General features: G+C 56.5%; 12 protein-coding genes. 4 read left to right on the forward strand and 8 right to left on the reverse strand.

Annotation, left to right across the window (positions count from 1 at the left end):
• Positions 1-9 precede the first annotated feature (9 nt).
• Together K5Q35_RS16215 and K5Q35_RS16220 are read left to right on the forward strand one after the other, a co-directional pair.
• Complete coding sequence (locus K5Q35_RS16215) at positions 10-2,457, forward strand: FAD-dependent oxidoreductase (RefSeq protein ID WP_220800316.1); 2,448 nt, start codon at positions 10-12, stop codon at positions 2,455-2,457.
• A 30-nt stretch (positions 2,458-2,487) separates the two neighbouring features.
• Positions 2,488-3,135 (forward strand): RluA family pseudouridine synthase, encoded by a 648-nt coding sequence (locus K5Q35_RS16220; protein WP_220800317.1) that lies wholly within the window; start codon positions 2,488-2,490, stop codon positions 3,133-3,135.
• Positions 3,136-3,238: 103 nt separating this feature from the next.
• On the opposite strand, the gene K5Q35_RS16225 is transcribed toward K5Q35_RS16220, so the two are convergent.
• On the reverse strand, positions 3,239-4,666 hold the full coding sequence (locus K5Q35_RS16225; protein WP_220800318.1) for an aldehyde dehydrogenase family protein: 1,428 nt from the start codon (positions 4,664-4,666) through the stop codon (positions 3,239-3,241).
• 154 nt (positions 4,667-4,820) lie between these two features.
• On the opposite strand from K5Q35_RS16225, the gene K5Q35_RS16230 reads away from it, so the two are divergent.
• On the forward strand, positions 4,821-5,474 hold the full coding sequence (locus K5Q35_RS16230) for a peroxiredoxin (protein ID WP_220800319.1): 654 nt from the start codon (positions 4,821-4,823) through the stop codon (positions 5,472-5,474).
• A gap of 41 nt (positions 5,475-5,515) precedes the next feature.
• Here the strand turns inward: K5Q35_RS16230 and K5Q35_RS16235 are convergent, their stop codons facing one another.
• The gene (locus K5Q35_RS16235) at positions 5,516-6,493 is read right to left on the reverse strand and encodes a glycosyltransferase family 2 protein (RefSeq protein ID WP_220800320.1); all 978 of its coding nucleotides are present in this window, start codon (positions 6,491-6,493) and stop codon (positions 5,516-5,518) included.
• 74 nt (positions 6,494-6,567) lie between these two features.
• Here K5Q35_RS16235 and K5Q35_RS16240 point away from each other — a divergent pair, with 74 nt between their 5' ends.
• Entirely contained in the window at positions 6,568-7,452 is an 885-nt protein-coding gene (locus K5Q35_RS16240; protein WP_220800321.1) for a glycosyltransferase family 2 protein, read from the forward strand.
• 58 nt (positions 7,453-7,510) lie between these two features.
• Here K5Q35_RS16240 and pnp read toward each other — a convergent pair whose 3' ends face one another.
• The 6 genes from pnp to rpsO all read right to left on the reverse strand — a co-directional run bounded on the left by pnp (position 7,511) and on the right by rpsO (position 14,023).
• On the reverse strand, positions 7,511-9,646 hold the full coding sequence (pnp, locus tag K5Q35_RS16245; RefSeq protein ID WP_013963688.1) for a polyribonucleotide nucleotidyltransferase: 2,136 nt from the start codon (positions 9,644-9,646) through the stop codon (positions 7,511-7,513).
• A gap of 201 nt (positions 9,647-9,847) precedes the next feature.
• The gene (locus K5Q35_RS16250) at positions 9,848-10,516 is read right to left on the reverse strand and encodes an HD domain-containing protein (RefSeq protein ID WP_220800322.1); all 669 of its coding nucleotides are present in this window, start codon (positions 10,514-10,516) and stop codon (positions 9,848-9,850) included.
• A gap of 170 nt (positions 10,517-10,686) precedes the next feature.
• Complete coding sequence (locus tag K5Q35_RS16255) at positions 10,687-12,240, reverse strand: sodium:alanine symporter family protein (protein ID WP_220800323.1); 1,554 nt, start codon at positions 12,238-12,240, stop codon at positions 10,687-10,689.
• A gap of 10 nt (positions 12,241-12,250) precedes the next feature.
• Positions 12,251-12,688: a universal stress protein gene (locus K5Q35_RS16260; protein ID WP_013963685.1), complete on the reverse strand. Its 438-nt coding sequence runs from the start codon at positions 12,686-12,688 to the stop codon at positions 12,251-12,253.
• 274 nt (positions 12,689-12,962) lie between these two features.
• A complete protein-coding gene (locus K5Q35_RS16265; RefSeq protein ID WP_220800324.1) occupies positions 12,963-13,553 on the reverse strand; it encodes a LysE family translocator in 591 nt (196 codons plus the stop codon).
• Between the two features lie 200 nt (positions 13,554-13,753).
• Complete coding sequence (gene rpsO, locus K5Q35_RS16270) at positions 13,754-14,023, reverse strand: 30S ribosomal protein S15 (RefSeq protein WP_013963682.1); 270 nt, start codon at positions 14,021-14,023, stop codon at positions 13,754-13,756.
• Positions 14,024-14,418: the final 395 nt, after the last annotated feature.

A 14,418-nucleotide genomic window follows, 5' to 3' on the forward strand; every position in this document is an offset into this window, starting at 1 on the left:
AGACCTCTTATGGCACTTCCTCCTTCGCACGCACGGGTCGTCATTATCGGCGGTGGTGTCATCGGCTGTTCTGTTGCTTATCACCTGACCAAACAGGGCTGGAAAGACGTTGTCTTGTTGGAACGCAAACAGCTGACGTCCGGGACGACTTGGCACGCGGCTGGATTGATTGCGCAACTGCGCGCCACGGCGAATATGACGAAACTGGCGAAATACAGTCAGGAATTATACGGTAACCTCGAAGCGGAAACGGGCGTTGCGACGGGGTTCAAACGCTGTGGGTCGATTACCGTTGCCCTGACCGAAGAACGCCGCGAAGAGATCTACCGTCAGGCGGCCATGGCGCGCGCCTTTGGCGTCGATGTCGAGGAAATCTCTGCGCAGGAGGTCAAGGCGCGGTACGAACATCTGAACATCAAGGATGTGACCGGTGCGGTTTATCTCGACAAGGACGGGCAGGGCGATCCGGCCAATATCGCGCTGGCGCTGGCCAAGGGCGCGCGGCAAGGCGGTGCTAAGGTGCTGGAGCGCACATGCGTCACTGGCATCACCCGCGCCGGGCGACGCGTTACCGGCGTGGATTGGGCGCAGGGTACGGAGACGGGTCACATCACGGCGGATATGGTGGTCAATTGCGGGGGCATGTGGGGGCATGAAGTGGGCCGCATGGCGGGTGTCAACGTACCGCTGCATGCCTGCGAGCACTTTTATATTGTCACCGAGGCCATCGCCGGTTTGACCCAGCTTCCGGTGCTGCGCGTGCCCGATGAATGCGCCTATTACAAAGAAGATGCGGGCAAAATGCTGCTGGGCGCGTTTGAACCAAACGCCAAGCCTTGGGCGATGAAGGGTATTCCTGCTGATTTTGAATTCGACCAGCTGCCCGAAGATTTCGACCATTTTGAGCCGATCCTTGAGGCGGCGGTGGAGCGTATGCCGATGCTGGCGGAAGCGGGCATTCATACGTTTTTCAACGGCCCCGAAAGCTTTACGCCGGACGACGCCTATCACCTCGGCCTTGCGCCTGAGATGGATAACTTCTGGGTTGCCGCTGGATTTAACTCGATTGGTATCCAATCCGCTGGCGGGGCGGGGATGGCGCTTGCGCAATGGATGGAGGCTGGCGAAAAACCGTTTGATCTGGGGGATGTTGACATCAGCCGCATGCAGCCATTCCAAGGCAACAAGACCTATCTGTTCGAGCGATCAAAAGAAACGCTGGGGCTGCTTTACGCAGATCACTTCCCGTTCCGGCAAAAGGCGACGGCGCGCGGGGTGCGGCGCACGCCGTTCCACGAACATCTGATCCGGCATGGTGCCGTGATGGGGGAATTGGCCGGCTGGGAGCGTGCCAATTGGTTCGCGGTCAATAACCAGAAACCGGAATATGAATACACATGGAAGCGGCAGAATTTCTTTGCCAATGTCGCAGAAGAAGTGGCGGCGGTCCGCACGAATGTCGGCATGTATGACATGTCGTCCTTTGGTAAAATTCGCGTGGAAGGTCGCGATGCGGTGGCCTTCATGAACCATGTGGGCGGCGGGCAGTATGATGTGCCGGTCGGCAAGATCGTTTATACGCAATTCCTCAATCATCAAGGCGGGATCGAGGCGGATGTCACCGTCACGCGTCTGTCGGAAACGGCATTTCTGGTCGTCACTCCCGCGGCAACCCGTTTGGCGGATCAAACGTGGATGATGCGCCATCGCGGGGATTTCAACGTTGTGATCACGGACGTCACGGCGGGCGAGGGCGTGTTGGCCATCATGGGGCCGAACGCGCGCAAACTGTTGCAACAGGTCTCGCCGGCGGATTTTTCAAACGCGGTGAACCCTTTCGGGACCGCGCAGGAGATCGAGCTGGGCATGGGGCTGGCCCGTGTCCACCGCGTGACCTATGTGGGCGAGTTGGGCTGGGAGGTCTATGTCTCGTCGGATATGGCCGCGCATGCCTTTGAAGTGCTGCATGAGGCAGGGCAGGACCTCGGGGTCAAGCTGTGTGGCATGCATATGATGGATTGCGCGCGGATGGAAAAAGGCTTCCGCCATTTCGGGTATGACATCACCTGCGAGGATCACGTGCTGGAGGCGGGGCTTGGTTTTGCGGTCAAAACGGACAAGCCTGATTTCATCGGTCGCGATGCGGTCCTGCGCAAAAAGGACACCGGGCTCGAAAGCCGCTTGGTGCAATTCAGACTGAAAGATCCCGAACCGCTGCTCTATCATAATGAACCCGTCCTGCGAAACGGTGAGATCGTCGGGTTTCTCAGTTCCGGTGCCTATGGTCATCATCTGGGGGGCGCGATGGGGCTGGGGTATGTCCCCTGCGCCGGGGAGACCGCAGCCGAGGTGCTTGCCTCTGAATATGAGGTGGATGTGGCAGGCGTGCGCGTGGCGGCCGAAGTCTCGCTGAAGCCGATGTACGATCCGAAATCCGAACGGGTCAAGGCGGGTTGAAAAGCCGGGGGCGATCTGCGAGCAGGGCGTATGGATGAGACATACGCGCCCCCGCAAACCCCTTTGACGGTCCTGCATGAAGACGCCGAAGTGCTACTGGTGGATAAACCGGCGGGGCTTTTGTCTGTGCCCGGCAAGGGGCCGCATCTGGCCGATTGTCTGTTGGCGCGCGTGCAGGCGATGTTTGCCGACGCGCTGCTGGTGCACCGGCTGGACCGCGACACCTCAGGTGTGATGATCTTTGCCCTGACGCCGCACGCGCAACGCCATCTGGGGTTGCAGTTTGAAAAGCGCATGACCCGCAAGACCTATGTCGCGCGGATCTGGGGTGTGCCGTGCGAAAGAACGGGCACCGTTGATCTGCCGCTGATCGTGGATTGGCCGAACCGGCCCCGGCAGATGGTCTGCCACGAGACAGGTAAATCCGCGCAAACCGAATGGCGGGTTCTGAAAGACGACAGGCAAACCGCGCGCGTGCGCCTGCATCCGCTTACGGGGCGCAGTCACCAGTTGCGGGTGCATATGCTCGCCCTTGGCCACCCGATTTTGGGTGATCCGTTTTATGCGACGGGGCCTGCGCGCGATTACCCGCGCCTGATGCTGCACTCCGAAGAGTTGCGGTTTAAACATCCGCAGGGCGGGAGATCGATGAAGGTGCGCGCAACCGCGCCATTTTAACGCGCCGGGCTTTCGGGCGCAGTCTCAGGGTCCTTTGGTGGCAGGAATGCAAAAAGGCCACCGATGCGGTGGCCTTTGACGAGAGTATCTTTGGCAGGGGGGCTTATTCAGCAGCCCAGCCAGAGACGGCTTTGACTTCGAGGAATTCCTCAAGGCCATAGATGCCACCTTCGCGCCCGTTGCCGGACTGTTTATAGCCGCCAAAGGGTGATCCTTGGGCAAAGCCCTGACCGTTTGTTTCCACCATGCCAGAGCGCAAGCGACGCGCCACGCGGCGGCGTTTGTCGGTATCCTCAGTCTGGATGTAGTTGGTCAGCCCGTAAGGCGTGTCATTGGCGATGGCGATGGCTTCTTCTTCGCTTTCAAACGGGATGATCGACAGCACCGGGCCAAAGATCTCTTCGCGCGCGACGGTCATCTCATTGGTGACATCCGCGAATACCGTCGGTTTGACAAAATAGCCCCGGTTCAGCCCGTCTGGCCGCCCCAGCCCGCCCGCAACGAGGCGCGCCTCACCGATGCCGAGCTCGATCAGTTTCTGGATTTTGTCGAACTGTGCCTCGGATACGACAGGGCCGATGTGTTTGCCCTCTTCGGAGGCCGGTCCGACGTGGGTGTTTTTGGCCACATCCGCGGCCATCTCGACCGCTTCGTCGTAACGCGATTTATGTACCAGCATGCGTGTTGGTGCGTTGCAGGACTGGCCCGAGTTTCTGAAGCACCTTACCGCGCCGGATTTCGCAGCATCCGGGCGTGCGTCCTCAAAGATGATGTTCGCACCTTTGCCACCAAGCTCAAGGCTTACGCGCTTGAGCGAATCCGCCGCCGCCTTGGAGATCGCGATCCCGGCGCGGGTCGAGCCGGTAAAGCTGACCATATCGACTTCGGGGTGCGCGGAAAGCTGGCTGCCCACTCCGGCCCCATCGCCGTTCACCATGTTGAAAACGCCCGCTGGAAAGCCTGCCTCATGGACGAACTCGGAAAACAGCAGACCGGAAAGAGGCGCGATTTCGGATGGTTTGAGGATCATCGTGCAGCCGGTCGCCATCGCAGGCACCGCCTTGAGTACGATCTGGTTCATCGGCCAGTTCCATGGCGTAATCAGTGCGCAAACCCCGATCGGTTCGAGCAGCGTCTTTTCGCTGCTTGTGAAATCACGCTCAAAGCTGAAGTTTTCGAAGGCTTTCAGGAAACCTTCAAGGTGCCAGCTGCCCGCGCCTACCTGTTGTGCACGGCTGAGCGCCATGGGCGCGCCCATTTCCATCGACATGGCTTGCGCCATCTCTTCAGCGCGGTCGTTATAAACCTCAAGCAGCCGCTTGAGCAGTGCTTGGCGTTCTGATTTTGAGGTTTGCGACCACCCATCAAATGCCGCACGCGCCGCCGCGACAGCCGCATCGGTATCGCTCTGTCCGCCCAGTGAGATCACGGCGCATTGTTCCTCCGTAGAGGGATCAATAACGGCAAAGTCGTTTTGTTTTGCCGGGGCAACCCACTGGCCATTGATATAGAATTCGCGCTTTTCAAGCATGAGGTTTATTCCTTTAAGAGGGTATCTGATACACCTTGTCCGGCGCGCACTGTGTCACTGTCGCGTGTGAACGGCAAGAGAGGGGGTGTCACCCGGAACGTTTCGTATTATGTGCGCATCACACGTAAAAGACAGCATTGCACTGGAGGTATTTATGGGCTTGCGCATCAACGACACAGTTCCCGATTTTACGGCAGAAACGGACCACGGCACGATCCGCTTTCATGATTGGATTGGTGACAACTGGGCTATTCTGTTTTCACACCCCAAGGATTTCACACCTGTGTGCACCACGGAGTTCGGCGCCGTAGCGCAGCTGGCGGATGAATGGGAAAAACGTGGCACCAAGGTGATCGGCGTTTCGGTCGATGGCGTTGAGGATCACAAGAAGTGGAAAGGCGACATTGAAAAGGTTGCGGGGGCTACCGCCGGTTTCCCGATTATCGCTGACGAAGGTCTGGCCGTGTCCAAAGCCTTTGATATGTTGCCGTCCGAGGCCTATCTGCCCGATGGCCGCACCCCCGCTGACAGCGCCACGGTGCGGTCGGTCTTTATCATCGGGCCGGACAAGCAGCTTAAACTGTCGATGACATACCCGATGACCGTTGGTCGCAATTTCGCAGAAGTGCTGCGTGCTCTGGATGGTTTGCAAATGTCGACCGGCAAAGGTGTCGCGACCCCTGCCAACTGGGTTCCCGGTGAGGATGTGATCATTCCACCATCGGTTTCGGATGAAGACGCGAAGGCGAAATTCGGCGTGTTTGAAACCGTGCTGCCCTATCTGCGCAAGACAAAAGCGCCAGACTGAGAAACCCGCCCGTACCCGCGACGCAGGGTGCGGGCCTGCCGCTAATCGCCCGTGACGGTTTTATAAAGATCAGAACGGCGCCCAAGCAGCGCGTCGAAACGACCGGCCACCCAGCCCGACGTGCGTACAACGTCCAGCAAGGTGCGCCCGCCTGTAAACGGCAGGGCAATCACAAGACCGCAGATGATGACGATCTTGATCGGCACGCTGACCAGGACATTGTATTTTGCCGAAGGTTGCCCTTCGAGCTTGCGGGTGTAGTTGGTCGAGGATTGATCCCGACCCCGTTTGAACTGATAACTGACGGCGAGCCGCTCAGGCGGGATTTCTTCATAAACGGCAGCGTCAGCAGCCCATGCGGTGGGCAATCCGGCGGCCTTCACCTCAGCGCAAAGCTTGGAGTCCGTTCCGCCGGTAAAACGCATTTTCTCGTCAAACCAGATACCGTGCTTTTCGAAAACCGAGGTTTCGGCCAGCCAGTTGTTGGTGACGATGGTCACACCCGGCGTGCCGGTCAGATCGGCGCGGCGGGCGGCGCGCGTTTCCTTGCGCAGGTATCTGCGGGCGATACATTTATCCATGAGTGCGTCCATGAAGGACAGCTTGCGCGGTGTCTGCTTGACGCGCAATGGCCCGCCGATCAAAAGGGCCTCGCTTTGGCGGTAAGCGGCGATAAGCTTGACCAGCCAGTCTTCTGCCACGATCTCATCATCGTCCACAAAGGCCAGCAAATCTGATCCGGCAGCGATCGCCTCTTTTGCCGCCCGGTTGCGCCCGAACGGAATACCTGGCTCGGTTTCAAGCACATAGGCCAGCCCCATGCCGTTGGGCAGTGGCTTAGCCGCTTCAATCACCCCGACACTCTTGGGTTCACTGTCGTTTTCCACAACCAGACAAGTGATTTCGCAATCAACGGGCACGGCCATTTTGCCCCAGCTTTCAATAAGCGCAGCAAGCATGGCAGGGCGCTGCCGGGTGAGGGTTGAAACCGTAATGCGAAGGGTGCGCGATGTGGACATAAATACCGATTACTGTCTATACCGGGCCAGCGCAACCAGCGCTGGAAGCGTCATGCGTCAAGCGGAGTGTTCAGTTGGACAAAAAAGCGTCCGTTATTATCCCGACCTATCACAGCTGGCAGGATCTGCAGCTTTGCCTTGACCTGTTGGCCGCGCAAACAACACCTGCGTCCGATTTTGAAATCATTGTCGCCAATAATGCAGTCTCTGATGATGTGCCGGATGACTTTCGTTTGCCGCCCAATGCCCGCGTGATTCAGGAGCCGAAGCCGGGGTCATATGCCGCGCGCAATGCAGGTATACGCGCCGCGGGCACAGACCTTTTGTTTTTTACCGATGCTGATTGCAGGCCGCGGTCGGACTATATAGCGCATGGCCTAAAGGCCTTTGAGGCCCATCCGAACGTCATGCGGTTTGCTGGTGCTGTCGAGCTTGAGGCGGCAGGTCAGGTGTGGACGGTTGCAGAGCGTGTGGATCGTATGATGTCCCTCAAGCAAGAGCATTATGCCACTCAGGGTCGGGCTGCGACCGCAAATGTTTTTGCGCGTCGCGCTGCGTTTGAGATGGTTGGTCTGTTCGATGATACCGCCTTATCCGGTGGGGATATGGAGTGGGCAAGGCGTTGTATGGCGCAAGGTGTCGAACAACTTTACGTGCCCGAAGTTATCGTTGGCCACCCTGCACGCGCATCAATGGAAGCACATGTGATCAAGCGGCGGCGTATTCTTGGCGCTCAGATTCGTAACGCGGATCCAAAGAAACGGTGGAAGTACTACATTCCCCGGTTCAAGCGTTTTCTGCTGCCCTCGTTCGGGGCCATGCGCATTGCTTTCCGAGAGCCCGACATTTCAGTTTCGGAACGGTTTCAGATGTGGTTGTTTCTGAACAAACTCCGGCGGGTTTCTGCCAAAGAGCAGATGCGTCTAACCTGGTTTAAAGGCAAGTACGAACGCCGGTAGACAAACAAAAAAACCCCGACGTTGCCGCCGGGGTTTGGTTTTCCAAGAATAATGCGGATCAGTCAGCTGCCGCTTCTTCTTTTTTGACTTCTTCGCCGGTTTCCTGATCAACGACTTTCATCGACAGGCGGACTTTTCCGCGATCATCAAAGCCCAGCAGCTTGACCTTTACTTCCTGACCTTCTTTCAGAACGTCGGAAGGGTGGTTCAGGCGTCGGTTCTCGATCTGGGAGACGTGCACAAGACCGTCCCGCTTGCCAAAGAAGTTCACGAAAGCACCAAAATCGACGATCTTGACGACTGTCCCGGTGTAAACCATGCCTTCTTCGGGTTCGGCCACGATGGAGTGGATCATGTCGTAGGCTTTCTTGATCGCTTCGCCGTTCGGGCTGGCGATCTTGATGATACCTTCGTCGTTGATGTCCACTTTGGCACCGGAAACTTCCACAATCTCGCGGATAACTTTACCGCCAGAACCGATCACTTCGCGGATTTTATCCGTTGGGATCTGCATGGTTTCGATACGTGGTGCGTGGATCGAGAAATCCTGCGCGCCGGTGATGGCTTTTGCCATCTCGCCCAGAATGTGGATACGACCCGCTTTGGCCTGCTCCAGTGCTTTCTCCATGATCTCGGGCGTGATGCCTGCGATCTTGATGTCCATCTGCAACGATGTGATCCCGGCTTCTGTACCGGCCACTTTGAAATCCATGTCGCCAAGGTGGTCTTCGTCACCCAAGATATCCGACAGGATCGCGTAGGAACCGTCCTCTTCGAGGATCAGACCCATGGCAACACCGGCAACCGGTGCCTTGAGCGGAACGCCCGCGTCCATCATGGACAAGGAACCACCGCAGACCGATGCCATCGAAGATGAACCGTTGGATTCGGTGATCTCGGAGACGACACGCACGGTATATGGGAAGTCGGTCGCCGCTGGCAGAACCGCCTGCAACGCACGCCACGCCAATTTACCGTGACCGATTTCACGACGTCCGGGAGGGCCCACGCGACCTGCTTCACCGACCGAGTAGGGCGGGAAGTTATAATGCAGCAGGAAGTTCGATTTGAAGTTCCCGTGCAGCGCGTCGATGAATTGCTCGTCATCGCCAGTGCCCAGTGTGGTCACGACAAGACCTTGCGTCTCACCACGGGTGAACAGCGCCGATCCATGGGTCCGGGGCAAAAGACCCGTTTCAGACACGATATCGCGGATTTCATCGGTTTTACGACCGTCAATCCGTGTGCCTGTTTTCACCACGTCACCGCGCAGGATGGAGCCTTCAAGACCCTTCATCGCGGAGCCGAGGTTTGGATCTTCTTTTTGCTCGTCTGTCAGCGCGGCCATGATGGTGTCACGGGCAGCGGAAACAGCCGATGTGCGTTCCTGCTTGTCAGAAATCGCAAAAGCGGCGCGCATCTCTGTCTCACCAGCAGCTTTAACGGCTGCGGAAAGCTCAGAATAATCGGCAGGGGCGAAGTCAAACGGCTCTTTCGCTGTGTCTTCGGCCAGATCAATGATCAGGTCGAGCACTGGCTGAATCGCGTCATGGGCGAATTTCACCGCGCCGAGCATTTCTGCTTCGGACAGCTCATAGGCTTCGGATTCGACCATCATCACCGCGTCTTTTGTCCCGGCAACGACCAGATCGAGGCGCTGCTCGGGGTTCAGGCGCAGGTCCTGCATGTCGTCGACAGTCGGGTTGAGAACGTATTCGCCACCCTCGTAACCGACGCGGCAACCCGCGATGGGGCCCATGAACGGTGCGCCAGAAATCGTCAGCGCCGCAGAGGCCGCAATCATTGCGACCATATCCGGGTCATTCACCAGATCGTGGGACAGAACGGTGCACATCACCAGAACTTCGTTTTTGAAGCCGGGGACGAACAGTGGCCGCAAGGGGCGGTCAATCAAACGCGCGGTCAGCGTTTCTTTTTCAGTCGGGCGCGCTTCGCGCTTGAAGAAACCACCGGGGACTTTACCCGCCGCGTAGTATTTTTCCTGATAGTGCACGGTCAGCGGAAAGAAATCCTGACCGGGTTTTTGTTTCTTGGCAAAGGTGACGTTTGCCATGACGCTGGTTTCGCCCAGCGTTGCAATCACCGACCCATCTGCCTGACGGGCCACTTTTCCTGTTTCCAGTGTGAGCGTCTCTTCGCCCCACTCAATTGATTTTTTCGTCTCGTTAAACATCTACGTTTCCTGTTTCGGCCCATTGGCCATTTCATAGAGGGCGAATTCCCCCTGACCCCGGTATCTTCTTTTGGCGGCGCTGAGGTCCGGGCGCCGGCTTTCAGATGGCGCGGTGGTACACGAGATACGGGCATTTGGAAAGGGATGGATCAAGAAGCGAATATTGGCTGTGCATTCTGTCGCTGACCCTTTGGTGAACACTCAGGACGCAGATATTTCAGGAGAAACTTCATTGAGCAGGCCGGTTAAAAAGTCTCGCGTGACTTTATGCCGCTCCGCTCCCAACTCGCGTCCAGTCTCCGTTTGGAACGTCTCAGACAGGTGTAGTAGTTTGGTGTAGAAATGATCGACAGAATAGGTGGCATCATCCAGATCCCGGTTTGATGCGTCAGGGTTTTCCAGATCATAAATTGCTCGACCAAGACGTCCTGAGACGTAGAAACAGCGAGCGATCCCTATATGCCCGATTGCATCAAGCCGATCTGCGTCTTGCAATATTTTTGCTTCTAAGCTGACCGGCTTTATTCCCGCTGAATAGCTATGCGCTTCGATCGCATGGGCTACTCTTTGAATTCTGCTTTGATCCCAATCAAGATCCGTCAGTATCTTAGTTGCTTCCTCAGCCGCCATACGAGATGCGGATGATCTGAGCGGTGAAGTTTTTGGCACGTCTACGTAGTCATGAAGCAGCGTTGCTGCTGTCAGGATGGCGGCGTCACCACCTTCTCGTTCCCTCAGCAGCTGCACGTTTCGCCAGACTCTGAGGATGTGGGAAAGATCATGTGACCCGTCATCGGACACCTCAATTACCAACGGCAGTAATGTCTCCGCGATGGCCTCGTTTGGTGCAAATCTGGAAGAAAGGTTCATTTCCTGCAGCTAACAAAGAGCAAAAACAACTACAATGATTGTTAGAGTTCAAAAAAATTAGTCCAGTTGTGCTTGGAACGCTGGGTTAATTGTTCTGCGTGGCACACAAAGATGTCGAAACACACTCAGATGTATAGCTGGGCGCGCCGCGAAGGGCGCGCCCGGCGTCTTTAGTGGCTGAACTTCTTGATTTCGCCTGATTTGAGGCGGGCGCTGTAGCTGGCCAGTTCCGCGCGAACCAGCTTCATCAGGAAGTAGAGCGCGAAGATGTTCACAACGGCCATGGCAAAGATCGCAGCATCCGAGAAATCGATCACAGGGCCAAGGCTGGCCGCAGCGCCGATCACGATGAAGATGCAGAAGATGACCTTGAACGTCAGCTCAGACGTTTTGCCCTCACCAAACAGATAGGTCCATGCTTTCAACCCGTAGTAGGACCACGAGATCATTGTGGAGAAAGCAAAGAGTACCACGGCGATGGCCAGAATGAAGGGGAACCAACTGATGCCGGACGCGAAGGCTGCGGAGGTCAGCGCCACACCCGTGTTGCCATCGACAGTCGCAATCGCGGAGCCTGCTTCATTAAGCATGTAGTTGCCGGTTGCCTCATCAACGATCAGCTGTTGCGAGATGATGATCACCAATGCCGTCATCGTGCAGATCACAACCGTGTCGATCAGCGGTTCCAGCAGGGATACAAACCCTTCGGTGATCGGTTCCTTGGTTTTCACCGCGGAGTGCGCAATCGCGGCGGAACCCACGCCCGCCTCGTTTGAAAACGCAGCCCGTTTGAACCCTTGGATCAAGGCGCCGACGAAACCGCCTGCAACCCCAAGCCCGGTAAAGGCCCCGACAAAGATCTGGCTAAAGGCCCAACCAATCATATCGTAGTTCACGATCAGAATGATAAGCGCCGCACCGACATAAAGGATGCCCATGAAGGGAACGACTTTTTCGGTAACCTTCGCGATGGATTTGATCCCGCCGACGATTACAGCGAAAACCACACCGGCAAAGATGATACCGGTGATCCAGCCGGGATAGTCCCCGGTGATCTGGGTGATCTGAGCATGCGCTTGGTTGGCCTGAAACATGTTGCCTCCACCAAGTGCGCCAAGAATACAGAACACTGAGAAGAGGACAGCCAGAATTTTGCCGCCAGGAAGACCAAGTTCGTCAAAGCCCTTGGACATGTAATACATCGGGCCACCGGAAACGGTGCCATCGGGGTATTCGTTGCGATATTTGACGCCAAGCGTACATTCGGTGAATTTCGAGGCCATGCCGAGCAGACCCGCAAGGATCATCCAGAACGTCGCGCCGGGCCCACCGATGCCGACCGCGACCGCCACACCGGCAATATTGCCGAGCCCGACCGTGCCGGAAAGCGCTGTTGCAAGCGCCTGAAAGTGGCTGACTTCGCCTGCGTCATTCGGGTCAGAGTAGTCGCCTTTGACCAGAGAGATCGCATGCCCAAAAAACCGAAGCTGGACGAAACCGAAATAGATCGTGAAGACAGTTGCCGCGACCACCAGCCACAGAACAATCCACGGGAAGCTCGTGCCCGGAAAAGGTGCAAATATCAGGCTGACAAAGGGCCCTGTAAACGTCGCGAACATCTCGTTCACGCGCGCATCAAGAGAACTGGCCTCTTGCGCCATGGCCGGATTGGCCATCATCGCGAGTGCGGCAGAAGCTGCCAAATAGTTTAGTTTTTTATGCATTGTGTTTTCCTTATGCGACCACTGTGACTGGTACGGTGGCTTGCATCACCAGATTAGCAGTGGAGCTGCCGAATATGCGTTGTGACAGCCCGGTTTCCGTCGAGCGACCAACGATGATTTGATCGGCAGACTTACTGGATGCGATGGATTCGAGCGTGTCTGAAACATTGCCATGTCGCACCATGCCTTCGGCCGTGATGCCCTTTTCTTTCAGACTGTCCAATGCGGGTTGCACGACGCGCGACATCGCGGTTGAAATTTCTTCCTCGCGGCGTTTGTGGCGTTGGGCGTTTTCTTCGGCGGTTTGGAAGGAATAGGGCGACCATTCGATGACATAGACCACCAGAAGCGTACAGTTTCCGATGAGTTTTGCCATACTTTCGCCATATGCCAGTGCACGCTCGCCTGAGCTGTGGCCATCAAGGCCCACTAGCAGTTTTGTTGTCATTGTGAAGTATCTCCTGTCAGCCCGCCCATAATCTGGGTCTGTGGCCGGGAGAGGAGAGTCCTGTTGGTCAGGCCGGTCGCAAACTGTAAGCGGGTGTATTGCACGACCTCTCACCCGTGATGATAGAAGAATTTAAGGAAACTTTAACCTTCATTTTTCTGAAACACAGTGTTTTTGACTAAAGTTGCCAGATAATGCAGCGATTATGACTAATCCTGCGAAGGAAGTAGGCGGCATCGCGAAATCTTTGATGGTGTGCGGCACCTGTTACGGTTCAGAACTGAGCCGCCGCGGCCAAGCCGACAACCGCCATCATCGATACAGCCATGGCGACATTAATGGCTCTTTGTGTCCGCTCGGGGAGGTTCATTCTGCGCAGGGTGATCCCAAGGTAGAGCCACGCGAAATGGATCGGTATCCAAATGGCATTCATGATGAGGAATTTCAGGGTGATTTCCAGCAAGAGGTTGCCCGACATAAACCCGAAACCGGAAAACAGGGCCGTGTTGACCGCATAAGCTTTGGGGTTGATCGCCTGCAGCGCAATTCCGCCCATAACGCCCGGTGGTTTTTGTCGTTCGATGAACGCGATCTTACTGCCCGCGAATCCGATGCGCAGCGCCAAATAGGTCAGATAAGCGATAGAGGCGAAAAACAAGACCGTGCGCAAGCGGGGATCGGCGAACAGAAAGGCGGTCAACCCGCTTACGACGGCCAGACAAACCAGATTGGTGCCGATGAAGAGCCCGACAAGATAGCGCGTTCCGGCCTGCGCGCCGAATGACGCGCCGACACCGGCTGCGGACAAAACGCCGGGTCCCGGGGTAATGATCAGAAAAAAGACAGCGGCGGCAAAGGTATACATGCCAAGACCCTAGCGTAAGCTGACGTGGTTGTGCAGGTGGCTTATCCATTAAAAAAACCGCGCCATATGACGCGGTTTCTTTCGTTTATGCGCTCGGAGCTAATCGGCGCGACCAACGGGTCTAGTTCGATGTGCCGGCTTGATTTGCAGATGCGTTCCAACCGAAACACGCTGTCCACGGTTGGCTTTGAAGCGATCGCTTAGCGACGCAGTCCAAGACGCTTGATCAGGTCCTGATACCGTGCCTCGTCTTTGGCCTTTGTGTAGTCCAGAAGTTTGCGGCGTGTTGCCACCATCTTCAGCAGACCGCGGCGGCCATGATTGTCTTTTTTATGCGTTTTGAAATGCTCGGTCAGTGTAGCAATGCGCGAGCTCAGGATCGCAACCTGTACTTCGGGCGAACCTGTGTCGCCTTCTTTGGTTGCAAAATCTTTCATGACGCGGGCTTTTTCTTCGGCTGTAATCGACATCGGGGTCTCCTAATTTTAAGGTTTCAATAAGGCGCAGGCCGGGATGTCGTCCAGCACAGGCCCGTGGAGGGTCGCCGGAAAAAACGGGATTCCTTTCGGCGATGGGCGCGTATAGGCGGGTTTTTGACAGAAGGCAATTATTGAATCGCTGCAGTTACCGCTTTGCCTGCATTGCGATGGTATCAAACCTGTCCAAGGCCAACGATTGACCCGGAATTCAGTGGGATTAGCGTGACGTCTGACGTGCCCAGATCCGTATCGCCTCAGACTTCGGCCATAGAGCGTGCCGCACCGCTGCGTCGCAAGGATCATCTACAACGGCCACTTCCGGCCCAGTGGCACCGATAATGATATCGGCCAGGAGCAGCATAAGGTCCGGGTGTCGTGCTCGTGTG

Origin of the sequence: Roseobacter sp. OBYS 0001, assembly GCF_019654895.1 — a bacterium.
Classification (GTDB): Bacteria; Pseudomonadota; Alphaproteobacteria; order Rhodobacterales; family Rhodobacteraceae; genus Roseobacter; species Roseobacter litoralis.